Here is a 24,796-nt window from a genome sequence, read left to right on the forward strand (position 1 = left end):
GGCTGTCAACCCTGTGGACAAGCGCAGCTTTCACGTGAAAGCTGCGCTTATCCACAGGGGGCCGGGCCGTTGATCGCCCGGCGGAACAGGGTTTCGACCTCCGCGCGGTCCGGGCGGGGGTCGGCCAGCGCCAGCTGCATCAGCAGGCCGCAGAACAGGCCGGCCAGCAGACGGCCGGTGAGCGGGTCCGTGCGGATGCCGAAGAACTCGATGAGCGCTTCGTCCCAGGCCGCGCTCGCCTTGCGCAGCGCGGGCCGGTGCAGGGCGGCGACGTACAGGTCGTACTCGACCACGGTGTCCCGGTACTGCTCGTTGACGTAGCCCATCACCAGGTCGGCGAGCGCCGCGGCGAAGTCGGCGTCCGGCGGCAGCGCGGCCTCCCACTCCTTCAGCGCGTGGACGTTCTTCTCGGCCGCCTCGTGCAGCGCGACCTCCAGGAGGTCGTCCAGCGTCGCGAAGTGGTAGGTCGTCGAGCCGAGCGGGACGCCGGCCGCCGCGGCGACCGAGCGGTGCGTGACCCCGTCGATCCCCCGCTGGGCGACGACCTCGATCGCCGCCTGGGCGATCCGCGCGCGCCGCTCGGGGTCGTTCGGACCACGGCGCCGCGTCGCGCCGGGTTCGTCCTTGGCCATTGAGCCCCCTTGTGGACATCTGTACACGTTTCGCGTACAAATGTACGCACTCTCGACGCGAAGCAGCCACTACCGATCCGGGAAGGGCCGCATGACGGACCGCTACCTCGACGTACTGAACCCCGCGACCGGCCAGGTGATCGAGCAGGTCGCCGCAGCCGGCCCCGAGGAGGTCGACGCCGCGGTCAGAGCCGCCCGCCGGGCTTTCGACGAAGGCCCGTGGCGGCGGACGACCGCCACCGAACGCGGTGCCTTACTGCGTAAGGTGGCGGATCTGCTGGTCCGCGACCGCGAGGAACTGGCCCGCACCGAGAGCCTCGACACCGGCAAGACGCTCGGCGAGGGCGGCATCGACATCGACGACGTCACGAACGTCTTCCGCTACTACGCCGATCTCGCCGACAAGGACGCCGGTCGCCTGGTCGACGCGGGCAGCGCGACCGTCGTCAGCCGGATCGTGCACGAACCCGTCGGCGTCTGCGCGTTGATCGCGCCGTGGAACTACCCGCTGCTGCAGATGTCCTGGAAGGTCGCGCCGGCGCTGGCCGCGGGCAACACCGTCGTGCTCAAGCCGAGCGAGGTCACGCCGCTGACCACGATCAAGCTCGTCGCCCTGCTCGAAGAGGCCGGCGCGCCGGCCGGCGTCGTCAACCTGCTGCTCGGCGACGGCCGGGTCGGGGCGGCGATGGTCGAGCACCCGGGGGTCGACCTCGTCTCCTTCACCGGCGGTTACGCGACCGGAGAGAAGATCATGACAGCCGCCGCGAAGGGCGTCCGCCGGGTCGCCCTCGAACTCGGCGGCAAGAACCCGAACGTGGTTTTCGCCGACGCCGACTACGACACCGCGCTCGACTACGCGCTGATGGCCGCGTTCGTCCACTCCGGACAGGTCTGCTCGGCGGGCGCGCGCCTGATCGTTCAGGATGAGATCCATGACCGGTTCGTCGCGGACCTCGCCGCGCGCGCCGAAAAGATCCGCGTCGGCGACGGCCTGGACCCGAACACCGAGACGGGCCCGCTCGTCTCGGCGCAGCACCGCGCCAAGGTCGAGGGCTACATCGAAAGCGCTCTCAAGGACGGCGCCACGCTCCGGGCGGGCGGCAAGCGTCCCGAAGGACCGGAGTACGAAAACGGTTTCTTCTTGCGCCCCACCGTGTTTTCCGACTGCACCAGGGACATGGCGGTCGTCCGGGAAGAGGTCTTCGGCCCGGTCGTCACCGTGGAACGCTTCGCGCGCGAGGCCGACGCGATCGCGCTGGCCAACGACACCGAGTACGGGCTCGCCGGAGCCGTGTGGACGTCGGACGCGTCCCGCGCCCAGCGGGTCGCCGGGGCCCTGCGCCACGGCACCGTGTGGATCAACGACTACCACCCCTACCTGCCGCAGGCGGAGTGGGGCGGTTTCGGCAGATCCGGCATCGGCCGCGAGCTCGGACCGTCCGGGCTGGCGGAGTACCAGGAGAGCAAGCACGTCTACCAGAACATCGATCCCGTTCCGCAGCACTGGTTCAAGGGCTGAAACCTCCCCCACCACGTGAGGACGTTGCGATGACCACCAGGGAAATACCGGCGGGCGGGGGGCCTGCTCCGGACGACTCTTCCGAACTCGAAAAGTTCGGCTACCGCCAGGAGCTCGAGCGCTCGCTCGGGTCGTTCTCCAGCTTCGCCGCCGGGTTCAGCTACATCTCGATCCTGACCGGCGTGTTCCAGCTCTTCTTCTTCGGCTTCGGGTCGGGTGGCCCGGCGTTCATCTGGACGTGGCCGCTGGTCTTCCTCGGCCAGTTCGCCGTAGCCCTGTGCTTCGCCGAGCTCGCCGGCCAGTTCCCGCTCGCCGGCTCGGTCTACCAGTGGGCCAAGCAGATCGCGAAACCCGCGACGTCGTGGCTGGCCGGCTGGATCATGATCATCGGCGCGATCGTGACGGCGGGCGCCGTCGCGGTGGCCTACCAGATCATCCTGCCGCAGGTCTCGACCGCGTTCCAGATCGTCGGCAGCGACTCCGACGCCGGCCTGACGTCCACCCCGGGCGGCGCGCAGAACGCCATCATCCTGGCCGTGGTGCTGATCGTGTTCGCCACGATCGTCAACATCATCGGCGTCCGGCTGATGGCCAAGATCAACAACTTCGGCGTGGCCGTCGAGCTCGGCGCGAGCATCCTGCTCGTGATCGCGCTCGCCATCCACATCAAGCGCGGTCCCGGCCTCGTCTTCGACACCGCGGGCACCGGCGAGGGTCACTCGTTCGGGTACCTCGGGGCGTTCCTGGTGGCGTCGCTGATGAGCGCGTACGTCTTCTACGGCTTCGACACCGCGGGTTCGCTGGCCGAGGAGACCACCCAGCCGCGGCGGCACGCGCCACGCGCGATCCTGCGGGCGCTCGCGGCCGCGTTCATCGTCGGCGGCCTGATCATGCTGTTCGGCATGATGGCGGTCGGCAACCTCAAGGCCGACGAGCTCAGCACGTCCGGCATGCCGTACCTGCTCAAGAGCACCCTCGGCGAGGGGCTCGGCGACGCGTTCCTGATCTGCTCGGCGATCGCGATCACCGTGTGCTGCCTGGCCGTGCAGACCGCGGCCATCCGGATGACGTGGGCGATGGCCCGCGACGGCCGCCTGCCGTTCAGCAAGGCGATGGCGAAGGTGTCACCGCGGTCCAAGACGCCGGTGCTGCCGGCGCTGCTCACCGGCGGCCTCACGATCGTGGTGCTGCTGATCAACCTGGGCAACCAGCGGGCGTTCTTCATCCTGACCTCGACCGCGATCATCCTGTTCTACATCCCCTACCTGATGGTCACCGGCCCGATGCTGGTGCGCCGCCTGCGCGGGCACTGGCCGCGTCCGGAACACGGCCCGTACTTCAAGCTCGGCCGCTGGGGCACGCTGGTGAACCTGGTCGCGGTCGTCTACGGCGGCGCGATGACGGTCAACCTGATCTGGCCGCGCGCCGAGGTCTACGGCGACGACCACTGGTACTTCCAGTGGGGCGCGGTGATCGTCACCGGGCTGATCGTGATCATCGGTGGGATCATGCTGTACGTCCGGCGCCGCACCTGGGGTTCGTCGCACACGAGCCCCGAGCACATGCCCGACAACGCCCCGGACACCCTGCCCGGCTAGGAGGACGCATGAGTTCCGATACCTACGACTTCGTCATCGTCGGCGGTGGCTCGGCGGGCTGCGCGCTGGCGAACCGGCTCTCGGCCGACCCGGCGAACAAGGTCCTCGTCCTGGAGGCGGGCCGGTCGGACTACAAGTGGGACGTCTTCATCCACATGCCGGCCGCGCTGACCTTCCCGATCGGGTCGAAGTTCTACGACTGGGGCTACCGCAGCGAACCCGAGCCGTACATGAACCGCCGGCGCATCTACCACGCGCGCGGCAAGGTGCTCGGCGGGTCGTCCAGCATCAACGGGATGATCTTCCAGCGCGGCAACCCGATGGACTACGAACGCTGGGGCGCCGACCCCGGAATGTCCACTTGGGACTACGCGCACTGCCTGCCGTACTTCAACCGGATGGAGAACTGCCTCGCCGACCCGCCGGACGGGAAGTGGCGCGGCCACGACGGTCCCCTCGAACTGGAGCGCGGCCCGGCGTCGAACCCGTTGTTCCAGGCCTTCTTCGACGCCGCCGAGCAAGCGGGCTACCCGCGCACCGACGACGTCAACGGCTACCGGCAGGAAGGCTTCGCCGCCTTCGACCGCAACGTCCGGAAAGGACGGCGGCTGTCCGCCGCGGGCGCGTACCTGCACCCGGTCATGAACCGGCCCAACCTCACGGTGAAGACGCACGCGTTCGTGTCGCAGATACTCTTCGACGGCACGCGCGCGATCGGCGTCGAGTTCACCGAGGGCCGCGGCGCGCCGGGTGAGGTGTACGGCAAGGAGATCATCCTCTGCGGCGGCGCGATCAACAGCCCGCAGCTGCTGCAGCTCTCCGGCGTCGGGAACGCGGCCGACCTGGAGAAGCTCGGCATCGACGTCGTCAAGGACCTGCCCGGCGTCGGCGAGAACCTGCAGGACCACCTCGAGGTGTACATCCAGTACGCCTGCAAGCAACCGGTGTCGATGCAGCCGTCGCTGGCGAAGTGGAAGCGGCCCTACATCGGCGCGCAGTGGCTGTTCCTGCGGTCCGGGCCGGCCGCGACCAACCACTTCGAGGGCGGCGGGTTCGTCCGGTCCAACGACGAGGTGAAGTACCCGAACCTGATGTTCCACTTCCTGCCGGTGGCGATCCGCTACGACGGTTCGGCACCGACGGGCGGCCACGGCTACCAGGTGCACGTCGGCCCGATGTACGCCGACACGCGCGGTTCGGTGAAGATCACCTCGACCGACCCGCGGCAGCACCCGGCGATCAAGTTCAACTACCTCTCGACCGAGACCGACCGCCGCGAGTGGGTCGAAGCGGTGCGGGTGGCGCGGAAGATCCTCAACCAGTCCGCGCTGGACCCGTTCAACGACGGGGAGATCTCGCCGGGGCCGTCGGTGGAGACCGACGAGGAGATCCTCGACTGGGTCGCCAAGGACGCCGAGACCGCGCTGCACCCGTCGTGCACGGCCAAGATGGGCGTGGACGAGAAGTCCGTCGTCGACCCGCAGACCATGCGGGTGCACGGCACCGAGGGCCTGCGCGTGGTCGACGCGTCGGTGATGCCCTACATCACCAACGGCAACATCTACGCGCCGGTGATGATGACCGCCGAGAAGGCCGCCGACCTGATCCTCGGCAACACCCCGCTCGCCCCGATCAAGACGCCGTTCTACCGCCACGGCGAGAACTAGCCCCGACGTCGCAGCGCCCGTACCGCCATCCCCGGTACGGGCCTTCGGCGTACCCGGGATACCCGTTACCCGGTAACGAAAACTACCCGGGCGTACCCCTTGACGACGTCCTTCGCGAGACTCAGACTTTGTTGCGTAAGACAGTTGATGTTCCCTCATGCGCAACAGTCTCGGAGGACTCATGATTCGCGCATGCACCGTGGACGAGCTGCCCCCGGGTGAGTCCGTCCGGATCCCCGGACCGCCCGCCATCGCGGTGTTCCACACCGAGGAGGGCGAGCTGTACGCCATCGGCGACACCTGCACCCACCAGGACGCCTCCCTGGCCGACGGCTGGCTCGAAGGCTGCTTCGTCGAGTGCCCGCTGCACGCGGCGCTGTTCGACCTGCGCACGGGCATGCCGACGTGCCTGCCGGCGAAGGACCCGGTGCGGACGTACGCGGTCGTGGTCGACGAAGGCGTCGTCTACGTGCGGGGCGTGGCCGGCGAGGACGCCGCGTGAAGCGCATCGCGGTCGTCGGCGCGTCGCTCGCCGGGGTCCGCGCGGCGCAGGAGCTGCGCGCGCAGGGGTACGACGGCGGGATCGTGCTGATCGGCGCCGAAGCCCACCTGCCGTACGACCGGCCGCCGCTGTCGAAGGGCTTCCTGGCCGGGACCGCTTCCGCGGCGTCGCTGGAGCTGCTCGACGCCGGGGACCTCGCCTCGCTGGCACTGGACTTCCGGCTCGGCGTCCGGGCGACGGCGTTGGAGCCGGCCGCGCGTCGAGTGCTGCTCTCGGACGGCGGTTCGGTGCACGCGGACGGCGTCGTCATCGCGACCGGCGGCCGGGCGCGCACGCTGCCGGGGTTCGAGGGCGCTTTCGTGCTGCGGACGCTCGACGACGCGCTCGCTTTGCGCGCGGCTTTGGTGCCCGGGGTGCGGGTGGCGATCGTCGGCGCGGGTTTCATCGGGGCCGAGGTGGCTTCGACCTGCCGTTCGCTGGGTCTGGACGTGGTGGTCCTGGAAGCTTTGGACGCTCCTTTGGCGCCAGTGCTGGGCCCGACGCTGGCCGCCGTGTGCGCCCGGCTGCACCACGAGAACGGCACGGACCTGCGGTGCGGCGTCCGGGTCTCGGGGCTGTCCCCCGCCGGCGTCTCGCTCTCCGACGGTTCGTCGGTGCCGGCCGACGTGGTCGTGACGGGCGTCGGGATGACCCCGGCGACGGAGTGGCTGGCGGGTTCGGGTTTGAAGGTCGGCGACGGCGTCCACACGGACGCGGGGCTGGTGACGTCGCTGCCGAACGTGGTGGCGGTCGGGGACGTGGCCCGGTACGCGGGACGGCGGCACGAGCACTGGACGAACGCGTCGGAGCAGGCGCCGGTCGCGGTGGCCAACCTGCTGGCCGGGCACACCGCGCGGACGTACACACCCAGCGGGTACGTGTGGTCGGACCAGTATTCGGGGACGTTGCAGCTGGCCGGGCACCCCCGCCCGGACGACACGCTTTCCTTCGTCGACGGCGATCCGGCATCGTCGTCGTTCGCGGCGGTGTGGCAGCGGGACGGCGAGACGGTGGGGGTGTTCGCGTTGAACAACGCGAAGCTGTTCAACCGGCTGCGGCGGCCCCTTCGCCGGCCGGCGGTCGTCTGAAAGTCTCAACCGGGGTTTCAAAGATACGCTTCACCCACATGGAGCTGACTCTGGACGAACTGCGTGCGCTGACGGGCTGGGCGGCCGACTGCGCGGCGCGGGTGCTGCCGTTGGTACCGGATCCGCGCCCGGCGACGGCGATCGCGGCGGCGCGGGAGTTCGCTTCGGGAGGCCCGCGAACGCGCGCGCTGCGCACGGCGGCCTGGGAAGCGTTGGCGGCGAGCAAGACTTCGGACCCGGCGGCCGCGGCGGCCGCCCGCGCGGCGGTGGGCGCGGCCGGGGCGGCTTACCTGCACCCGCTGGAGTCGCCGCACCAGGTGAAACACATCGTCGGACCCGCACAGCAGGCGGCGTTGGCCCGCGAACTGGCGGGCGGTTCGGCGGAGGCGGAGATCCGGTGGGCTCTCGAACACGCGCCACGCGAGGTCGGCGAGATCCTGCGGAGGTTCCCGGAGGGCAAGCCGGGCAAGACGCGCGCAGGCGAACTGCACCGCGAGCTGGAGTCGGCGCTGCGCGGCTGAGTGCCTACAGCGAGAGGTCGTCCAGATCCGACTCCAGGCGGGCCCGCCAGGTCCACCGCCGCTCGGTCGTGTCCGCGCCCTCCAGCGCCGGCGGGCCGAGCGGCAACGCCGGGTCCGTGATCCCGAACGTCACCCGGTACGCCAGCACCGAAGCCGCCGTGCGGATCCACGCGTCTCCCGAGGCTCCCGCCGGTGGTGCCACCCCCAGCGCGTGACCGAACCACGTCGGCAGCAACGCGTTCGACCCCAACGCGTCCGTGATCCGCGTCCGCAGCCGCACCTGCAGGTCGTGCCACGCGCGCTCGGCCCGCTCCAGCTGCGGGACCACCCGGGCCTCGACCGCGTCCGCTTCCCGCAACGCCAGCCGGCCCTGGTCCGCCGCCGCGACCGCCGCCGGGATCTCCTCGTCCAGCAACGTCCGGCGCCGCGTCGACAACGCCCGCAACGACGACTCCGCATCTCCCCGCGCCCGCGAAGCGCGATCGGTCGACGCCAGGACCCCCATCACGTCCAGCAGGTCGGCGTCGCAGCGGGACAACGCCGCCTGCACCGACGAAAGCCGCGAGATCTCGTCGGAGTACCGCGCCCGCTGCTCCTTCGTGACGAGCTCCTTGTGCAGGTCGTCCCAGCGCGCCGCCTCCGCCGCCAGCGCGCGCGTCTCCGCGCCGACGTCGTCGAGGTTCACCTGCGGCACCCCGTCCGACACGCGCACCGCGCGCTCCAGGGCCTGGACCTGCTGCTGCAGCCGGTCCAGGCGCCGGCCGAGCAGGTCGAGCCGGTCCTCCTGCCGTTGCGCGCCGCCGGTCTCGAGCCGCTCGGTCAGGTCGGCGACGTCCTGGCGCACCCGGTCGTCGGTCTCCTCGACGGCCGCGCGCAGCCCGTCGACGGCCGCGAACAGCTCGTCGAGGTCGCGCCGCGTCGGGTCGACGGGCTCCTCGTAATCGGCCGAGAACTCGGGGTCGTCGCCGTAGGTCGCGTAGCCGTGGCTCACGGGATCCGGCTTTCCCGCCACAGCAGCCCGCACGTGACCGCGACGCCCAGCGCCGTCAGGATCGTGCAGACCACCGCCCCGGACCACGGGATCAGCGCCGCCACCAGCAGCGCCGCCGTGCCGCACCCCGCCCACGCCGCACGCGTCCGCGAGCGGATGACGTCGCCGACGCGCCGCACCGGGCCGAAGCCGATCCACAGCCCGGCCGCGAACAGCGGCACGAGCGCGAGCAGCCACACCGGCGACAGCACGTCGAACAGCACCAGCGCCGCGGCGACCAGCGGCACCAGCACCGGCGCGGCCGCGTAGTACACGACCGCGCGCTGCGTCGCCGCGTGCCGGGACTCGAGCTCGGCGTTCGCGAGCCGGTGCTTCGCCTCGTCGAACGCCACTTCGGCGTCGAGCAGCCGGTGCGCCGTCGCGACGAGCTCGTCCATCGCCTCGACGTCGGCGGGCGGGGTCGCCAGCCCGCCCCGCAGGTCCTGCTTGAGCCGGCCCACGCGGGCTTCCGCCTGGTCCCGGTCGTGCTGGGCTGGAGTCGTCACGCGAACACTGTAGGTGCCAAAACCGTCACCACCGGCCAATGCGGCCGGTGCGTCTACAAATCGCCGAGGGCGGTGACCGGCGACTCCACGCAGTCGGCGACGAACCGCAGGAACCCGCCGGCCGTGCCTCCGTCGCAGACGCGGTGGTCGAACGCCAGCGTCAGCTCGCAGACCTTGCGCACGCCCAGCGCGCCGTCGACCACCCACGGCCGGTCGATGATCCGGCCGATGCCGAGGATCGCGGCCTCGGGGTGGTTGATGATCGCCGCGGACCCGTCGACGCCGAAGACGCCGTAGTTGTTGACGGTGAACGTGCCGCCGGTGAGGTCCGCGGGCGCGAGCTTGCCGTCCCGCGCGGTGCGGGCGCGGTCGCCGATCGCCGCCGACAGGTCCCGCGTCGACAGCGCGCCGGCGTCCCGCACGACCGGCACGACCAGCCCGCGGTCGGTCTGCGCGGCGAACCCGAGGTGGATCTCGTCGAGCAGCACGATCTCGTCGCCTTCGACGCGCGAGTTCAGCTCCGGGTACTTGCGCAGGCCCGCGACGGCGAACCGCGCGATCAGCCCGAGCAGGCTGACCGGCCGGTCGGACTTCGCGTTGAGCGCCGCGCGGGCGGCGACCAGCTCGGACGCGTCGACGTCCACCCAGACCGTGGCCTCGGGGATCTCCCGCCGGGACGTCGTCAGCTTGTCGGCGACGGCCTTGCGCACGCCGGTCAGCGGGATCCGCTTGCCCTTCGCGACGGGCTTCTCGGGCACCGGGTTCTTGAGCACCGCCTCGACGTCGGCGCGGCGGATGATGCCGTCGGTACCGGCCGGGGTGAGCTTCGCGAGGTCGATCCCGTTGTCCGAAGCCAGCTTCCGGACGAACGGCGAGATGACGCCGGGCGCCTTGGCCGCCTTCGGGGCGGGCGCTTCGACGCGGCGGGCGCGCTTGCGCCGGGTGGTGGGCGCGGTGCCGTAGCCGATGAGGACGTTGCCGCTCCCCGAAGAGGTCGTCACGCCCGGCTCGGCGAACCCGCCGACGGACAGCAGCGGCGCGCCGACCGGCAGCAGCTGCCCCGGCTCGCCGTGCAGCGCGGAGACCACGCCGGCGAACGGCACGGGCACCTCGACCGCGGCCTTCGCGGTCTCGACCTCGACGACGATCTGGTCGACCTTGACCGTGTCGCCGACGGTCACGTGCCAGTTCAGGATCGCCGCCTCGGTCAGGCCTTCGCCGAGGTCGGGCAGCAGGAAGTCAGGCACCGGCCACCACCGGCGTGTCGTTCCACTGCAGGCGCGCGATCGTGTCGAGGATCCGGTCGACGTCGGGCAGCGTGTGCCGCTCCAGCTTCGGCGCCGGGTACGGGATGTCGAGCCCGGTCACGCGCAGCACGGGCGCGTGCAGCTGGTGGAAGCACTGCTCGGTGACGCGCGCGACGACTTCGGCGCCGTAGCCGCCGAAGCCCGCGGCCTCGTGGACCACGACGGCCCGGCCGGTGCGGCGCACGGACGCCGTGACGGTCTCGTCGTCGAACGGGCTCAAGGAACGCAGGTCGACGACCTCGACGTCCCAGCCCTCGTCCTTCGCGGCTTCGGCGGTCTCCATGGCCGTGGCGACCATCGGGCCGTACGCGATGAGCGTGACGTCCTTGCCTTGGCGCCGCACCACGGCCTTGTCCATGGCCGGGCCGTTCCGGGTGAAGGTGACTTCTTCGCCGGACCAGTAGCGGGCCTTCGGCTCGAGGAAGACGACCGGGTCCGGTGACTCGATGGCGTCGCGGAGCAGGTCGTAGGCGTCCTGCGCGGTGCCCGGCGTGACGACGCGCAGGCCCGGCGTGTGCGTGTAGTAGACCTCGCTGGAGTCGCAGTGGTGCTCGACGCCGCCGATGCCGCCGGCGTACGGGATCCGGATGACCATGGGCAGTTCCAGCGCGCCGCGGGTGCGGTTGCGCAGCTTCGCGACGTGCGAGGTGATCTGCTCGAACGCGGGGTAGGCGAAGGCGTCGAACTGCATCTCGACGACCGGGCGGAAGCCGCCCATGGCCATCCCGACGGCGAACCCGACGATGCCGGATTCAGCCAGGGGGGTGTCGAAGCAGCGGTCCTCGCCGAAGTCGGCGGTGATGCCGTCGGTGACCCGGAAGACGCCGCCGAGCGTGCCGACGTCCTCGCCGAAGACGAGCACGCGGTCGTCGTCCTTGAGCGCGTCGCGCAGGGCCGCGTTGAGCGCCTGCGCCATCGTGGTCGTCATCAGGCCTCCAGTTCGGCTTGCAGGGCGGCCCGCTGGGCTTCGAGGTGGCGGGTCGGCTCGGCGTAGACGTGGTCGAACAGGGACATCGGGTCGAGCTCGGTGTCGGCGTTGAGGGTGTCGCGGACGGACTGGGCGAACTCCTCCGCTTCGGCGTGACAGAGCTCGATCTCGTTCTGGCTCAGGGCGTCCCCGAGGTAGGTCTCGAGGCGCTTGAGCGGGTCGGCTTCGCGCCACTTCGCGACTTCGTCCGCGTCGCGGTAGCGGGTGGCGTCGTCGGCGTTGGTGTGGGCGTCGATGCGGTAGGTGTGGGCTTCGACGAGCACCGGGCCCTGGCCCTCGCGGGCGTGCCTGACGGCGTCGTCGAGGACGGCGAGGACCGCGACGGCGTCGTTGCCGTCGACCTGCTCCGAGCGCATGCCGTAGCCGATCCCCTTGTAGGCGAGGGCGGGTGCGGCGCTCTGCTTCTCGAAGGGGACGGAGATGGCGTAGCGGTTGTTCTGCACGAAGAACACGACGGGCGCCTTGAAGACGGCGGCGAAGTTGAGGGCCTCGTGGAAGTCGCCTTCGCTGGTGGCGCCGTCCCCGATGAGCGCGAGCGCGACGGCGTCTTCACCGCGTCGCTGCATCGCGTGCGCGAGACCGGCGGCGTGCAGCGTCTGCGTCGCGAGCGGAGTGCACTGCGGCGCGACGCGCGTCTCGGCGGGGTTGTAGCCGCAGTGCGCGTCGCCGCGAAGCAGCGTCAGGACTTCGCCGGGCTCCAGACCGCGCGCGACGAGGGCGACGGAGTCGCGGTAGGTCGGGAAGAGCCAGTCCTGGTCCTGCAGCGCGAGCGCGGCGGCGACCTGGCAGGCCTCCTGGCCGGCGCTGGAGGGGTAGACGGCGAGGCGGCCCTGCTTGGTGAGGGCGGTCGCCTGGACGTCGAACCGGCGGCCCAGGACCATCAGCCGGTAGGCGGCCTTCAGCCGGTCCTCGGTGGGCCGGGCGTACTCGCCGTGCTGGTCGACGGGTGTCCCGTCCTCGGCGACGAACCGCACCGGCGACGCGGACGGCAGCAGGGTATCCACGGACACCACCTCTCGCAGACATATGATGCTGAAATGGTGGTTCTTACTGGTCGGGTGTACAAGGACTTGGCCGAATGAGCGACAAACGGCCTTCAGTTGGCGGTTCCGGTGACCAAACGTCCATCGGCGCACTGGCGCACGGCGGCCTGCCGGGACGAACGGCCGCGGCCCTCGACGAGGTCGACCGGGCGATGCTGGCGGAGCTGTCCACGGACGGCCGGCTGGCGGTGCGGGCGCTGGCGGAGAAGCTGCACATTTCGCGCACGAACGCGTACGCCCGGTTGGAGCGGCTGCTGGCCGAGGGCGTGATCACGGGCTTCGGCGCCCGCATCGACCCGAGACGGGCGGGGCTGGGCACCTCGGCGTACATCATGGTGACGGTGGAGCAGACGTCGTGGCGCACGATGGCGACGGACCTGCACGAGATCCCGTTCGTCGACCACGTGGCGCTGGTCGGCGGCGACTTCGACATCCTGCTGCTGGTGCGCACACCGGACAACCAGACGCTGCGGGACGTGGTGCTGGAGCGGCTGCAGGCCCTGGAGGGGGTCCGGTCGACGCGGACCTGGCTGATCTTCGAGGAACTGCCGGGCTCGGTCCTCGGCTGACCTAGGCTGCGGGGCATGAAGGGCTACGCCTGCACCAGCTGCGGCGAGCACCACGAGGACCTGCCGTTCGCCTACAGCGCACCGGCTCCGGCCTTCTGGCAGGACGGCCTTCCGGACAGCGTCCTCGAACCCGAACGCTGCGTGATCGAGGGTCAGCACTTCTTCCTCCGCGGCCGCCTGGTCCTCCCCGTGCTCGACGCCGACGACGACTTCGAGTGGGGCGTCTGGGTCTCCGTCAGCAAAGACAACTTCTTCCGCGCCGAAGAACTCTGGGACAGCCCCGAGCGCGTCGAAGAACCGCCGTACTTCGGCTGGCTCGCGACCGAGCTGCCCGGCTACGAACCCGGCTCCCTGAACCTCAAGACCCACCTCCACACGCGGCCGCCGGGTGAACGGCCCGTCATCGAGGTCGAGTCGACCGGGCACCCGCTCGCCGTCGAGCAGCGGGACGGGATCACGCTCGTCCGGGTGCAAACCGTCGCCGAGATGCTGCTGCACCCCTGACGCGCGGGCAAAACCGCTGCCCGCGAGCACCCTTGCCTTTCACCACGGCACCGATTAGGCAGGACACCACGTGACCCCGTCGCCGGGCGACTCTTATTTTATGTCGAGAAATAACTACCTCGAAACCTATTGACGCCGCTCCCCTCACCCGGTGAGGATCGGCCGGTCCGCCGTTCATCGCAGAATGGACCAGACCATGCCCAGAAGATCCCGCGCGTGGGTCCGTGCGCGCCGAAGTTCGCTCGTCACCTTGATGAGCCTGAGCCTGCTCGGCGGGGCCGCGCAGGCGATCCCGGCCCAAGCCGCCGAGGCGCCGCAGCCCGTCATCGGCCAGCCCGCCAAGGACAAGGACGGCTGCGCCAAGATCGAGAACAGCCTGCCGACCCTCGCCGACTGGCCGAAGGTCGACAGCCGGTTCAAGGGCAAGGCCGACGACGAGGCGCGCATCGCCCAGATCCTCAAGGGGATGACCCTGGAGGAGAAGGTCGGGCAGATGACGCAGCCCGAGATCACCTCCATCACCCCCGACGAGGTCAAGCAGTACGCCATCGGCTCCGTCCTCAACGGCGGCGGCGCGTGGCCCGGCGGCAACAAGCACGCCACCCAGCAGGACTGGCTGAACCTCGCCGACGCCTACTGGAACGCCTCCAAGACCAGCCGCACCAAGATCCCCGTCATCTGGGGCATCGACGCGGTGCACGGCAACAACAACGTCTACGGCGCGACCGTGTTCCCCCACAACATCGGTCTCGGCGCCGCGCACGACCCGTGCCTCGTCCGCGACGTCGCCGGCGCGACCGCGCGGCAGATCCGCGCCACCGGCCAGGACTGGGCCTTCTCGCCCACCCTCGCCGTCGTGCAGGACGACCGCTGGGGCCGCACCTACGAAGGCTTCTCCGAGGACCCGCGCATCACGCGCTCCTACGGCTTCGAGGCCATCAACGGCCTCCAGGACGGCGCCACCAAGCGCATCGGCTACAACGGCGTCATCGCCACGGCCAAGCACTTCATCGGTGACGGCGGCACGATCAAGGGCCAGGACCAGGGCGTCAACCCCTCGTCCGAGGCCGACATGATCAACATCCACGGCCAGGGCTACTACGGCGCGCTCGCCGCCGGCACCCAGACCGTCATGGTGTCGTTCAACAGCTGGACCAACGCCGACCTCGGCATCAACGAGGGCAAGCTGCACGGCAGCGACAAGGCGCTGAACCAGATCCTCAAGGGCAAGATGGGCTTCGACGGCCTGGTCGTGTCCGACTGGAACGGCATCGGCCAGGTCACCGGCTGCACGAACTCCTCGTGCCCGCAGGCGATCAACGCCGGCATCGACATCGTGATGGTGCCCGCCGACTGGAAGGCGTTCATCACCAACACGATCGCCCAGGTCCAGAGCGGCCAGATCCCGATGTCACGCATCGACGACGCCGTCACGCGCATCCTGCGGGTGAAGATCCGCGACGGCCTCTTCGAGTCGCAGAAGCCGTCCGACCGCTCCTACGCGAACTCCGACGAGGCGCTGAAGGACAACTGGCTGGCCCGTGACGCGGCCCGTGAGTCGCAGACGCTGCTGAAGAACAACGGCAACGTGCTGCCGCTGAAGCCGAAGTCGAAGGTCCTGGTCGTCGGCAAGAGCGCCGACAACATCCAGAACCAGACCGGCGGCTGGACGCTGAGCTGGCAGGGCACCGGCAACACCAACGCCGACTTCCCGAACGCCACCTCGATCCTGACCGGCATCAAGCAGGACCTCGGCGACGCGAACGTCACGTTCGACGCCACCGGGAACGTCGACCCGAAGGGCTACGACGCCGTCATCGCGGTCATCGGCGAGACGCCGTACGCCGAGGGCGTCGGCGACCTGACCCGCAAGACCCTCGAGGCGTCGAAGCTCTACCCCGAGGACCTGGCCGTGCTGGACAAGGTCAGCGGCAAGGGCACCCCGGTCGTCACCGTCTACGTCGGCGGCCGCCCGCTGTACATGAACAAGGAGATCAACCGCTCCGACGCGTTCGTGGCGGCCTGGCTGCCCGGCACCGAGGGCGGCGGCGTCGCCGACATGCTGGTCAAGGGCAAGGACGGCACGGGCTACCAGGGCACGCTGTCGTACTCGTGGCCGAAGAGCGCGTGCCAGTCGCCGCTCAACCCGTGGTCCCCGGACTACGACCCGCTGTTCAAGCTGGGCTACGGCCTGAAGAGCGGCCAGCGCGTCACGATCGGCCAGCTGGACGAGACGCCGGGCCCGGCGGCCTGCGGGTCGACCGGCGGCGGCGGGACGGCGACCGAGGACCTGTCGATCTACGACCGCACCGACGTGCCGCCGTACACCAGCCAGATCGGCTCGGCTTCGAACTGGGGCGGCACCGTGATCGGCCCGGACGGCACGGCTTCGCACCCGGAGATCACCACGGTCCCGACGGACGTCAACGTGCAGGGCGACGGCCTGAAGGCCACCTGGACGGGCACCGGAGCGGCTCAGCTCTACATGCAGAACACGGCGGGCACGAACGACCTGCGCAGCTACCTGAACGCGGACGGGGCGCTGGAGTTCGACACGACCGTGCAGCAGGCGCCGGTCAACCGGACGGTGATCAGCATGCACTGCGTCTACCCGTGCTTCTCGGAGGTGAACGCGACGAAGCTGTTCACCGACCTGGCGGGCGGCCCGAAGACGACGGTCAAGATCCCGTTGTCCTGCTTCAACAACGGGCTGGACTTCGAGCACATCAACACGCCGTTCCTCGTGTACACCGACGCCGCGTTCCAGGCGTCGTTCGCGAACGTGCGCTGGGTGCCCAACGGGGCGAAGGATCCTGATGCGAGGCCCTGTTCGAGTTTGACCTAGGTACCGCACCGGGCCGGGAGCGTGAAGCTCCCGGCCCGGTCTACGTTCCCGCGTTCATCGCCACGCTCAGCGCGCGTTCGGACAGCTCCGATCGCGTCAACCGGGCCACCACCCGGCCGCGCTGGAACACCAGTACCCGGTCGCACAGCTCGCACAGTTCCGCCAAATCCGTCGACGCCAGCACGACCGGCGTCCCCGCGGCGGCGAGCGAAGAGATCACCGCGTGCATCTCCGCCCTGGCACCCACGTCGACGCCGCGGGTCGGATCGTCCAGCACCAAGAGCCGGGGATCCGCTTCGAGCCACTTCGCGAACACCACCTTCTGCTGGTTGCCGCCGGACAGCGTGGCCACGAGGTCGTCCGGGCCGCCGCGGATGCGCAGCCGGGTGATCGAGCGGCGCGCTGCCGAAACGTGCGCGCGGCGGTGCAGCCACCAGCCGCCGCGGCCGGCGCCGAGCCACGCCGCTGCACTCGTGTTCTGCCACAACGGCTTGTCGAGCATCAGGCCGTAGCGCTTCCGGTCGCTCGGCACGAACGCCACCCCCGCCCGGACCGCCGCCCGCACCGAACGCGGCATGCCGGTGCCGCTTCCCCGGCCGGACAACGCGGCCAGTACCTCGAGGTGGCCGGCGCCCTGCAGACCCGCCAGCCCGACTATTTCCCCGGGTGCCACCGAAAACAGGCCATCGACCACGAGCGCCGGCGGCCCGTCCCGCGGTGGTCGCCGCTGCGCGACGGGAGCGAGTGCGCGGTTCCCCAGCATCGCCGCCACCACGCCGTCCAGGTCCACCGAAGCCGTCTCGACACCCGCCAGCACGGACCGGCCGTCGCGCAGCACCGTGATCCGCGTGGCGATCCGCAGCACCTCCTCCAGGAAGTGCGACACGTACAGCACCGCCACGCCCCGCGAAACCAGCTTGCGCAGCACGCCCATCAGCCGCGACACGGCGTCGGCCGGCAACGCCGACGTCGGCTCGTCCAGGATCAGCACCGCCGGCTCCCGCAGCAGCGCCCGGCCGATCTCCACCAGCTGCTGGTCGGCCAGCGACAGCGTCCCGGCCCGGGCGTCCAGCGGCACGTCCAAGCCCAGTTCCCGCAACACCGGCGAAGCGAGTGAAGCCATCCGCCGCCGGCTGACCAGGAAGCCGCGCCGCGGCGGGTCGAGCGGGAACAGGTTCTCCGCCACCGTCAGGTCCGGGAACACCGTCAGCTCCTGCGCCACCAGCGCGATCCGGTCCAAACGCGACAGTGTGCCCGCGTCCGGCCGCTCCACACCGGACAGGAGCTTCACGAGCGTCGATTTACCCGCGCCGTTCTCCCCCACCACGGCGTGCACTTCGCCCGGCGCCAATGCGATGTCCACTTCGGACAGTGCGGTGACGCCGCCGTAGCGCCGGGTCAGGCCGGTCGCGCGCAGCACGTCAGCGGGCCTCGGCCAGCGGCCGCACCAAGGCGGTCGGGTTCGCCAGGATGCGGTCGATCTCCGGCTTGTAGAAGTCGTACGCGGCTTGCGTCGACGTCTGGCGCTTGATGACCGCGTCGATGTTCGACGAGTCCACGACCAGCCCCGGCATCCGCAACCACCCCTGCGGCAACGGCTTCTTCTCCTTCACCGACCGGATCAGCAGCGCCGTCACGACGTACCCCTTGAGGAAGTGCTCGGGGTCGATGGTGACGAAGTCGAGGCCGTCCTTGACGCCCTGCAACGTCTTCGCGTCGACGTCCGCGCCCGCGACGAGGTACTTGCCGTTCTCCGTCTGCTTGATCTTCGCGAGGTCGTAGCTGTCCGCGTCGCCGACGCCGAGGAACGCCAACGCACCGGGGTTCGCGTGCACCAGGGCCGCCCAGGCGCCGTAGTTCTGGTTGGGGTCGCTGTAGGTCTGGAACGGGCCGAGCACCTTGATCCCCGGCGCCTTCGCGGCCAGGGTCCCCTTGATACCGCGGGCGCGGCTGTCCAGCACCGGCGTCCCCGGGTTCGGCACGCCGACGACGACCGTGCCAGACGGGTTGGCGGGCAACCGCTTCAGCAGTTCGGAAGCGAGCTGGACGCCGAGGTCGTAGTTGTCGTTGCCGACGTAGAACGTGATCTTGCTGCCGTCGGTGGGCGCGGTGTCCAGCGCGACCACCGGCACGCCGCGGTCGATCGCGGTCGCGGCCGGGCGGGTGAAGATCGGCGGGTCGAGGTTCTCCAGCACCACGCCGTCCGGGTTGGTCTGCGTGAGGTTGGTGAACAGCTGCTGCTCGGCCGGGCCGTCGGTGTTGGGCGGCCCCACGGCCTTGAAGTCGACGCCGCCTTCGTGCTGCGCGGCGGTTTCCGCGCCTTCGACCATCTCGTGGGCGAAGTTGAGGCTGATGTTGGCGACGGCGATGCCCATCTTGAGGTTTCCGCCGCCGCCTCCGCCGGAACTACCGCACGCGGTCGCCGTCAGGCACGCGATCAGGGCCAGGATCGGGATGCGTTTCACGGGATCTCCTAGTGGACCGGCCGCGCGTGCGGCGCAGCACGCTGTCGAAGGCGACGGCGACCAGGATCACCGCGCCGGTGGCGAACGTCGTCCAGTTGATCGGCACCTGCAGGAACACCAGGCTGGCCGCGACGGTGGTGAGGATGAGGTTGCCGAGCACCGCGCCGGGCACCGAGCCGCGGCCGCCGGCGAGCGGGGTGCCGCCGATGATGCACGCGGCGATCGCGGTCAGCTCGTAGCCGTTGCCGACGGTCGGGTCGCCGGCGGTGAAGAACGCCAGCCCGAGCACGGCCGCGACGCCGCCCATGAACCCGGACAGGCCCAGCGCGGCGATCCGCGTCCGGGCGATCGGCAGGCCGCTGAACTCGGCGGCGTCCGGGTTCGACCCGACCGCTCGCACCCGCGCCCCGAACCGGGTCCGCGTGAACACGACCGTGAGGGCGATCGTGGCCGCGAGGAGCACCCAGACCGACGTCGGCGCGCCGGCGAAGTCGCCGCCGAGCACGCTGAAGAACGCGTGGTCCAGCGGCATGCCGCTGATCTGCTTGCCGTCGGCCAGCGCGAGCGCGGCGCCGCGGAACAGGAGCGCGGCGGCGAGGGTGACGATGAACGACGGCAGCCGCAGGTACGTCGTGATCACGCCGTTGAGGCAGCCGAGGACGGTCGCGACGAGCAGGATCGCCGGCAGCGCGAGCCACGGCGACCAGCCGTCGCGGATCAGCACCGCGCCGAGCACGATGCCGAGCGCGTACTGCCCGCCCAGCGACAAGTCGACTTCGCGCATGGCGAGCGGGAACACCATCCCGCAGGCCATCAGGCCGACGTAGACCGAGCTCTGCGCGGTGGAGAGCAGGTTGACCGGGCGCAGGAAGTCCGGGTGCGCCAGCCCCACGACGCCCACCAGCACGGCCAGGACCAGCACGACGCCGAGTTCGTCGCGGTACCAGCGGACGGCCGGAGTGGTCATGGCCGCGAAGGTCACCAGCCGGGCGCGGGTTCGGCAAGACGCGCGTTTCGGTGGGTGAAACGGTGACCTTGTCGCGACCCGGCCCCGGCCGCCACGCTGCCGCCATGCCGTCCAGCCGCGTCGCCGTGGTCACCGGGGCCGCGCGTGGGCTCGGTCAGGAGTTCGCCGTCGCGCTCGCCGGGCTGGGCCACCGCGTGGCCGGCTGGGACGTCGAGAACCAGGCCGAGACGTCCGCGCGGGTGGTCGCCGCGGGCGGGGAGTTCCTGCCGGTGACCGTCGACGTGACGCACCCCGTCGCCGTCGAAGCCGCCGTCGAGCAGGTGGTGGCTTCCTTCGGCGGGCTGCACATCGTGGTGAACAACGCCGGGATCTACCCGCCGATCGCGTTCGAAGAGACCACTGTGGACGACTGGCGCGACGTCATGCGGCTCAACCTGGAGGGCCCGTTCCTGGTCACCCGGGCCGCGCTGCCGCACCTGCGCGCCGCCGGCTGGGGCCGGATCGTGAACATCGTGTCGGCCGTCGTCTTCCTCGGGCCGCCGGAGCTGGTCGCCTACACGACGTCCAAGGCGGGGCTGGTCGGGTTCACGCGCGCGCTGGCCAACGCCGTCGGCCCGGACGGCATCACGGTGAACGCCATCGCGCCCGGGCTGGTGACGACCGCGACCGCCACGCGGACGACCGGCGCCGGCGGCGGGTTCGAGCGCGTCCGGGCGAGCCAGGCGGTGCCGCGCACGGGAAGCCCGGCGGACCTGGTGTCGACGCTGCGGTACGTCTGCGACGAGGGCAGCGGGTTCCTGACCGGCCAGACGCTGAACGTCGACGGCGGGTCGGCTTTCCGATGAGTGCATTGAGGGGGGCGTGTGAGCCAGCTGCTGGGGGCCGGCGAGGCGGCCGTGGTGACGCGGGTCTGCGAGCTGCTCGTCCCCGGCTCGGCCGCCGCCCGCCCGGACCGCTACCTCGCCGCGACCCTGCCCGCTCTCTCCCCCGCCGACGAGGACGCGGTGCACGCGGCGATCGGGGTGCTGGCCGGCGTCTCGGACGCGCGGGCGCTGGCGAGGGTGGCCGGGAGCGCCGCCGTCGACCGGTTCCGCCTGCTGGCGATCGAGGCGTTCTACGGCGACCACACCCCGCCGGGCCGGCGGGGGCCTGACCAGGCCGACGTGCTGGTCGTCGGCGCCGGCGGCGGGGCGGTCGCGTCGGTGCTGGCCGCGCGGGGAGCCGACGTGCTGCTGCTCGACAGCGGACCCGGCCGCGCCCGTTTCGTGTCCACAGTGGACGAGGAGCCGATCGGGCCGCCGGCCGCGCCCGGCCCGGCGAAGGCCGAGCGCGCGCCCGCGTCCGACGTCGCGAAGTTCCACGAGCACACCGGCCTGCTCGGCGCGGCGGGACCGTTCGGGCCGGCCGACCTCGAACCGTGGTACGACCGCCCGGTACCGGTCTCCCGGGCCCGGATGCGCCGGCGGCACGACGTCCGGCGCGTCCTGGTCGACACGTCGGGGCCGCGCCCGAAGGTCACCGGCGTCGCCTGCACGGGCGACCGCGTGCTCCGAGCCCCGGTCGTCGTGCTCGCCGCCGGTCCGCTCGCGACACCCCGGATCCTGTTGCACACCCAGGAGTCGGCCGAGATCGACTCCCCGTCGGCCCGGTTGACCGGGCGGACGCTGGGCCTGCGCCCGGCCCGGTTGGTGTACGGCCTGCGCGCCCGGGCACCGGGCCCCCGCCCGGGCGCGGGGTTCACCGTCGAACCGGCCGAGCTGCCCGGCCCGGTCGGCTTTGCCGCGAGCCTCGTCGACCCCGCGGACCGGCCGCTGTGGGGCGGGCGGCTGGCCGAGGTCGTCGGCGGGCACCCCGGCTGGACGGGCGTGCGGGTGCCGGTCACCGACGACAACACCGCCGTCGCCGGCCTCGGCGTCGGGGACGAGGTCGTCGTGGGCAAGCGGTTCTCGACGGCCGAACGGCTTTTGCTCGCCGACGCGCTCGAGGCCGCCGTGGCGCTGCTTCGCGAGGCCGGGGCGTGTGACGTCGTGTGGAGCGGCCTGTTCGCGGCGCACCCGCAGGGCGGCGCGCCGATGGGCGACGACCCGGCGCGCTCGGTGGTGGGTCCGGACGGGCGGTCCCACGACGTCGACGGCCTGTACGTCGCCGACGCGTCGCTGCTGCCGGCCGTGCTCTCGGTGGCCCCGGACCTGACCGTGCGCGCGCTGGCCGCCAAGGTCGCCGAGGCGATCCGGTGACCGCTCGGCTCACCGGCGTTGCCCCGGCGGAACCACCGGATCATCATCACGGGATGACCGGCCCGCCGAAGTCCGTGCTCGCCCGCGGCCTGACGCTGCTGGACGCGTTCTCCTCGGCGGACACGACGCTGTCGCTGGCCGAGCTGACGGCGCGGACCGGGCTGCCGAAGCCGACCGTGCACCGGCTGGCCGCCGAGCTGGTCGGCTGGGGCGGCCTGGAGCGCACCGACGGCCGGTACCGGCTCGGCATGAAGCTGTTCGAGCTCGGCCAGCGCGTGCCGCGGCGGCGTGACCTGCGCGAAGCCGCGCTGCCGTACCTGGAGGACCTGTACGAGGCGACGCACGAGAACATCCACCTGGCGGTGCAGGACGGGCCGCACACGCTGTTCCTGGAGAAGGTGAGCGGCCGCCGGTCGATGCCGATCGAGTCGCAGGTGGGCGGCAAGCTGCCGCTGCACTGCACGGCGACCGGCAAGGTGTTCCTCGCGCTCGGCGCGCCCGACTGGTTCCGCCGGGTCGCCGTCGGCGGGCTGGCGCGCTGGACGCCGCGCACGATCGTCGCGCCCGGGCGGCTGCGGCAGGAGCTGGCCCGGGCGGCGGTGAGCGGCTACGGCGTCAACCACGAGGAGTACGAGGTCGGCGTGTCGGCGGTCGCCGCGCCGGTGTTCGACGCGCGCCGCCGGGTCCTCGCGGCGCTGTCGATCACGGGCAACGCGGCGAAGCTCGACCTCGACCGGCTCGCCCCGGCGGTCCGGACGGCGGCGCTGGCGTTGTCCCGGGAGCTGGCGCTCGCGCCGGTGCGAAATCCCCTGGATCGCGGCTGAGCGGCGCCGACAGAATGGGGAGATGACCTCCGCCACCGCGCTCGCGGACGAACTGCTGGACGTGCTGGGCACCTTGATGCCGCTCGAAGCGACCTTGGTGGGCATCCCCGGTCACGACGCGCAGCTGCCCGATCCGTCCGAAGCCGGGCACGCCCGGATCCGGGAGCGGGCCGCCGACGTCCTCGCCCGGGCCAGGGCCTCGGTTGATCCGGACCGGGTGACGCTCGGGGTCGTCGTCCAGCAGGCCGAGGCGGTGCTCACCCAGCTCGACGCGCGGGTCGTCGAGTTCACCCTCGCCGACCCGATGTTCGCGGTCGGTATCAGCCACCTGTCGTTCCTGCCGCAGCTGACGCCGTCCGGCGAGCAGGCGGAGGAGGACTACCTGACCCGGCTGGCCGCGCTCCCGGCGTTCTACGCGGCGCTGGCGCAGCGCCAGCTAGCCGGCCTGCGCGCCGGCCGGACACCGGTGGACCGCAACGCGCGCAACGCGGTCGCGTTCCTGGACCGGTACCTGGCGCAGGAGGAACTGTTCGCCCAGCCGCTGACGCCCGCCCGCGGCGAGCGTCGCGACCGGCTGGTGGCCGAGGCGGTCCGGCCCGCGTTGACGCGCTACCGCGAGTTCCTGGCCACCGACGTCGTCGGGCACGGCCGGGCCGACGACCGGCCGGGGCTTTGCCACCTCGAGGACGGAGCAGCGCACTACGCGGCGTTGGCGCGCATGCACACGACCACGAGCCACACGCCGGAGGAGCTGCACCAGCTGGGTCTCGACGTGCTCGCGGAGCTGGAGGCGGAGTACGCCGAGATCGGCGCCCGCGAGTTCGGGTTGACGGACCCGGCGGAGGTCCGCCACCGGCTTCGCACTTCCGCATCTTTCCGCTGGACGGACGCGGAGGAGATGCTCGAAGTGGCCCGGGCGGCGGTAGCCCGCGCGACGGCGGCGGCCCCGGAGTGGTTCCATCGGATCCCTCGCGCGGAGTGCGTCGTGCGAGCGGTCCCGGCGGCCGACGCGCCTCTCGCGGCCCCGGCGTACTACTTGCCGGCGGCCCTCGACGGTTCGCGCCCGGGCATCTACTTCACGAACACCCACGAGGTGCACAAGCGTGACTGGTTCATCGCGGAGACGGTGGCGTTCCACGAAGCCGTACCGGGCCACCACTTCGAGGTGTCGCTGGCCCAGGAGCTGACGGACCTGCCATTGCTGCGCCGAATCGCCCCGGTGACGGCGTACGGCGAGGGGTGGGGGTTGTATTCCGAGCGGCTGGCCGACGAGATGGGGTTGTTTTCGAGTGACTTGATGAGGTTGGGAATGGTGGCCGAGGATTCGGTCCGCGCGGCCCGGCTGGTGGTGGACACGGGCCTGCACGCGTTGGGTTGGACGCGTTCGCAGTGTGTGGAGTTCTTGCGGACGCGGACGGTGTTGAGCGAGGTGGAGGTCCAGTCGGAGACGGACCGGTATATAGAGTGCCCGGGCCAGGCGCTGGCGTACATGACGGGGCGGTTGGAGATCATGCGCCTGCGGCGGTTCGCCGCGGAGGAGCTGGGGGAACGGTTTTCTTTGAGGGACTTCCATGGTGTGGTGCTTGGGGGTGGGCCGTTGCCGTTGTCGGTTTTGGAGGAGGTGGTCCGCGCTTGGGTGGGTTGAGGTGGAGGAGGTCTCGAGGCTTTGCGGCGCTCACTGACGCAACGGGTGCCGGCCGAGCCAGGTCGCCTTGGCGGGCATCGGGTTCCGACCGCCGAGCCGACTCCGCGCGGGTGAGGTGGCCAATCCGAGCCGATGCGCCAAGACCGGCCCAGCCGGCCTGGGCCTCCGACCACCGGACCGGGCAGGCCGATTCCCGCTCGGGTGATGAGGCTTTGGGCTCAAGCTGATGCGCTGAGCCACGACCGGCTCGGCGAGCACCGACTTCCGACCGGGCGGGCAAGCCGAATTGCCGCCAGACGA

Annotated in this window: 22 protein-coding genes; 13 read left to right on the forward strand and 9 right to left on the reverse strand. The window is 71.3% G+C overall.

The window, feature by feature from the left end; genetic code table 11:
• Positions 1–47 precede the first annotated feature (47 nt).
• Positions 48–632, reverse strand: a complete 585-nt coding sequence (locus BLV96_RS12755; protein WP_086677472.1) for a TetR/AcrR family transcriptional regulator — start codon at positions 630–632, stop codon at positions 48–50.
• Between the two features lie 91 nt (positions 633–723).
• On the opposite strand from BLV96_RS12755, the gene BLV96_RS12760 reads away from it, so the two are divergent.
• From BLV96_RS12760 to BLV96_RS12785, 6 genes are all read left to right on the forward strand, one after another.
• Positions 724–2,151 carry an aldehyde dehydrogenase family protein gene (locus BLV96_RS12760; protein ID WP_086677471.1) on the forward strand — a complete coding sequence of 476 codons (1,428 nt, stop codon included), beginning with the start codon at positions 724–726 and terminating at the stop codon, positions 2,149–2,151.
• A gap of 29 nt (positions 2,152–2,180) precedes the next feature.
• Positions 2,181–3,749 carry an amino acid permease gene (locus BLV96_RS12765; RefSeq protein WP_086677469.1) on the forward strand — a complete coding sequence of 523 codons (1,569 nt, stop codon included), beginning with the start codon at positions 2,181–2,183 and terminating at the stop codon, positions 3,747–3,749.
• 8 nt (positions 3,750–3,757) lie between these two features.
• A complete protein-coding gene (betA, locus tag BLV96_RS12770) occupies positions 3,758–5,416 on the forward strand; it encodes a choline dehydrogenase (RefSeq protein WP_086677467.1) in 1,659 nt (552 codons plus the stop codon).
• Between the two features lie 181 nt (positions 5,417–5,597).
• The gene (locus BLV96_RS12775) at positions 5,598–5,918 is read left to right on the forward strand and encodes a bifunctional 3-phenylpropionate/cinnamic acid dioxygenase ferredoxin subunit (RefSeq protein WP_086677466.1); all 321 of its coding nucleotides are present in this window, start codon (positions 5,598–5,600) and stop codon (positions 5,916–5,918) included.
• Positions 5,915–7,045 (forward strand): NAD(P)/FAD-dependent oxidoreductase, encoded by a 1,131-nt coding sequence (locus BLV96_RS12780; protein WP_086677464.1) that lies wholly within the window; start codon positions 5,915–5,917, stop codon positions 7,043–7,045. Before BLV96_RS12775 ends, BLV96_RS12780 begins: the two co-directional genes overlap by 4 nt.
• A 38-nt stretch (positions 7,046–7,083) precedes the next feature.
• Positions 7,084–7,566, forward strand: coding sequence for a putative immunity protein (locus BLV96_RS12785; protein WP_091389118.1), 483 nt, complete (start codon positions 7,084–7,086; stop codon positions 7,564–7,566).
• 4 nt (positions 7,567–7,570) lie between these two features.
• Here the strand turns inward: BLV96_RS12785 and BLV96_RS12790 are convergent, their stop codons facing one another.
• Genes BLV96_RS12790 through pdhA form a run of 5 tightly spaced genes read right to left on the reverse strand, consistent with a single transcriptional unit; the run spans position 7,571 to position 12,407 of the window.
• The gene (locus tag BLV96_RS12790; protein WP_086677449.1) at positions 7,571–8,557 is read right to left on the reverse strand and encodes a hypothetical protein; all 987 of its coding nucleotides are present in this window, start codon (positions 8,555–8,557) and stop codon (positions 7,571–7,573) included.
• Positions 8,554–9,102 (reverse strand): hypothetical protein, encoded by a 549-nt coding sequence (locus tag BLV96_RS12795; RefSeq protein WP_086677447.1) that lies wholly within the window; start codon positions 9,100–9,102, stop codon positions 8,554–8,556. The genes BLV96_RS12790 and BLV96_RS12795 overlap by 4 nt, the downstream gene beginning before the upstream one ends.
• Before the next feature lie 53 nt (positions 9,103–9,155).
• Positions 9,156–10,349, reverse strand: a complete 1,194-nt coding sequence (locus tag BLV96_RS12800; RefSeq protein ID WP_086677445.1) for a dihydrolipoamide acetyltransferase family protein — start codon at positions 10,347–10,349, stop codon at positions 9,156–9,158.
• Positions 10,342–11,337, reverse strand: coding sequence for an alpha-ketoacid dehydrogenase subunit beta (locus BLV96_RS12805; protein WP_086677443.1), 996 nt, complete (start codon positions 11,335–11,337; stop codon positions 10,342–10,344). Before BLV96_RS12805 ends, BLV96_RS12800 begins: the two co-directional genes overlap by 8 nt.
• Complete coding sequence (gene pdhA / locus BLV96_RS12810; protein ID WP_167379598.1) at positions 11,337–12,407, reverse strand: pyruvate dehydrogenase (acetyl-transferring) E1 component subunit alpha; 1,071 nt, start codon at positions 12,405–12,407, stop codon at positions 11,337–11,339. The genes BLV96_RS12805 and pdhA overlap by 1 nt, the downstream gene beginning before the upstream one ends.
• 125 nt (positions 12,408–12,532) lie before the next feature.
• Between pdhA and BLV96_RS12815 the strand changes: the two genes are divergently transcribed.
• From BLV96_RS12815 to BLV96_RS12825, 3 genes are all read left to right on the forward strand, one after another.
• Positions 12,533–13,009 carry an Lrp/AsnC ligand binding domain-containing protein gene (locus BLV96_RS12815; protein ID WP_086677460.1) on the forward strand — a complete coding sequence of 159 codons (477 nt, stop codon included), beginning with the start codon at positions 12,533–12,535 and terminating at the stop codon, positions 13,007–13,009.
• Between the two features lie 15 nt (positions 13,010–13,024).
• The gene (locus BLV96_RS12820; protein WP_086677440.1) at positions 13,025–13,513 is read left to right on the forward strand and encodes a DUF2199 domain-containing protein; all 489 of its coding nucleotides are present in this window, start codon (positions 13,025–13,027) and stop codon (positions 13,511–13,513) included.
• Between the two features lie 253 nt (positions 13,514–13,766).
• Complete coding sequence (locus tag BLV96_RS12825; protein ID WP_086677438.1) at positions 13,767–16,358, forward strand: glycoside hydrolase family 3 protein; 2,592 nt, start codon at positions 13,767–13,769, stop codon at positions 16,356–16,358.
• A gap of 40 nt (positions 16,359–16,398) precedes the next feature.
• Here BLV96_RS12825 and BLV96_RS12830 read toward each other — a convergent pair whose 3' ends face one another.
• Genes BLV96_RS12830 through BLV96_RS12840 form a run of 3 tightly spaced genes read right to left on the reverse strand, consistent with a single transcriptional unit; the run spans position 16,399 to position 19,790 of the window.
• Positions 16,399–17,778, reverse strand: coding sequence for a sugar ABC transporter ATP-binding protein (locus tag BLV96_RS12830; protein ID WP_086677436.1), 1,380 nt, complete (start codon positions 17,776–17,778; stop codon positions 16,399–16,401).
• A gap of 1 nt (position 17,779) precedes the next feature.
• Positions 17,780–18,823, reverse strand: a complete 1,044-nt coding sequence (locus BLV96_RS12835) for a sugar ABC transporter substrate-binding protein (RefSeq protein WP_208608221.1) — start codon at positions 18,821–18,823, stop codon at positions 17,780–17,782.
• The gene (locus tag BLV96_RS12840; RefSeq protein ID WP_086677456.1) at positions 18,765–19,790 is read right to left on the reverse strand and encodes an ABC transporter permease; all 1,026 of its coding nucleotides are present in this window, start codon (positions 19,788–19,790) and stop codon (positions 18,765–18,767) included. Before BLV96_RS12840 ends, BLV96_RS12835 begins: the two co-directional genes overlap by 59 nt.
• Before the next feature lie 104 nt (positions 19,791–19,894).
• Here BLV96_RS12840 and BLV96_RS12845 point away from each other — a divergent pair, with 104 nt between their 5' ends.
• The 4 genes from BLV96_RS12845 to BLV96_RS12860 are packed head-to-tail and all read left to right on the forward strand — an operon-like array spanning position 19,895 to position 24,496.
• Positions 19,895–20,635 (forward strand): SDR family NAD(P)-dependent oxidoreductase, encoded by a 741-nt coding sequence (locus tag BLV96_RS12845; RefSeq protein WP_086677434.1) that lies wholly within the window; start codon positions 19,895–19,897, stop codon positions 20,633–20,635.
• An 18-nt stretch (positions 20,636–20,653) separates the two neighbouring features.
• A complete protein-coding gene (locus BLV96_RS50295) occupies positions 20,654–22,027 on the forward strand; it encodes a GMC family oxidoreductase (protein WP_208608222.1) in 1,374 nt (457 codons plus the stop codon).
• A 53-nt stretch (positions 22,028–22,080) separates the two neighbouring features.
• Positions 22,081–22,851: an IclR family transcriptional regulator gene (locus tag BLV96_RS12855; RefSeq protein ID WP_086677432.1), complete on the forward strand. Its 771-nt coding sequence runs from the start codon at positions 22,081–22,083 to the stop codon at positions 22,849–22,851.
• A 22-nt stretch (positions 22,852–22,873) separates the two neighbouring features.
• Positions 22,874–24,496: a DUF885 domain-containing protein gene (locus BLV96_RS12860; protein WP_086677430.1), complete on the forward strand. Its 1,623-nt coding sequence runs from the start codon at positions 22,874–22,876 to the stop codon at positions 24,494–24,496.
• The last annotated feature ends 300 nt before the right edge of the window (positions 24,497–24,796 follow it).

The sequence above is a fragment of the Amycolatopsis pretoriensis genome, assembly GCF_900107925.1.
Classification (GTDB): domain Bacteria; phylum Actinomycetota; class Actinomycetes; order Mycobacteriales; family Pseudonocardiaceae; genus Amycolatopsis; species Amycolatopsis pretoriensis.

What these genes read in the sequence shown, in the direction of transcription:
- BLV96_RS12825 (WP_086677438.1), top strand. Translation starts at nt 13,767, where the DNA reads ATGAGCCTGAGCCTGCTCGGCGGGGCCGCGCAGGCGATCCCGGCCCAA.
- BLV96_RS12765 (WP_086677469.1), top strand. Translation starts at nt 2,181, where the DNA reads ATGACCACCAGGGAAATACCGGCGGGCGGGGGGCCTGCTCCGGACGAC.
- BLV96_RS12855 (WP_086677432.1), top strand. Translation starts at nt 22,081, where the DNA reads ATGACCGGCCCGCCGAAGTCCGTGCTCGCCCGCGGCCTGACGCTGCTG.
- BLV96_RS12820 (WP_086677440.1), top strand. Translation starts at nt 13,025, where the DNA reads ATGAAGGGCTACGCCTGCACCAGCTGCGGCGAGCACCACGAGGACCTG.
- BLV96_RS12755 (WP_086677472.1), bottom strand. Translation starts at nt 632, where the DNA reads ATGGCCAAGGACGAACCCGGCGCGACGCGGCGCCGTGGTCCGAACGAC.
- BLV96_RS12805 (WP_086677443.1), bottom strand. Translation starts at nt 11,337, where the DNA reads ATGACGACCACGATGGCGCAGGCGCTCAACGCGGCCCTGCGCGACGCG.
- BLV96_RS12840 (WP_086677456.1), bottom strand. Translation starts at nt 19,790, where the DNA reads ATGACCACTCCGGCCGTCCGCTGGTACCGCGACGAACTCGGCGTCGTG.
- BLV96_RS12785 (WP_091389118.1), top strand. Translation starts at nt 7,084, where the DNA reads ATGGAGCTGACTCTGGACGAACTGCGTGCGCTGACGGGCTGGGCGGCC.
- betA (WP_086677467.1), top strand. Translation starts at nt 3,758, where the DNA reads ATGAGTTCCGATACCTACGACTTCGTCATCGTCGGCGGTGGCTCGGCG.
- BLV96_RS12845 (WP_086677434.1), top strand. Translation starts at nt 19,895, where the DNA reads ATGCCGTCCAGCCGCGTCGCCGTGGTCACCGGGGCCGCGCGTGGGCTC.
- BLV96_RS12860 (WP_086677430.1), top strand. Translation starts at nt 22,874, where the DNA reads ATGACCTCCGCCACCGCGCTCGCGGACGAACTGCTGGACGTGCTGGGC.
- BLV96_RS12760 (WP_086677471.1), top strand. Translation starts at nt 724, where the DNA reads ATGACGGACCGCTACCTCGACGTACTGAACCCCGCGACCGGCCAGGTG.
- BLV96_RS12775 (WP_086677466.1), top strand. Translation starts at nt 5,598, where the DNA reads ATGATTCGCGCATGCACCGTGGACGAGCTGCCCCCGGGTGAGTCCGTC.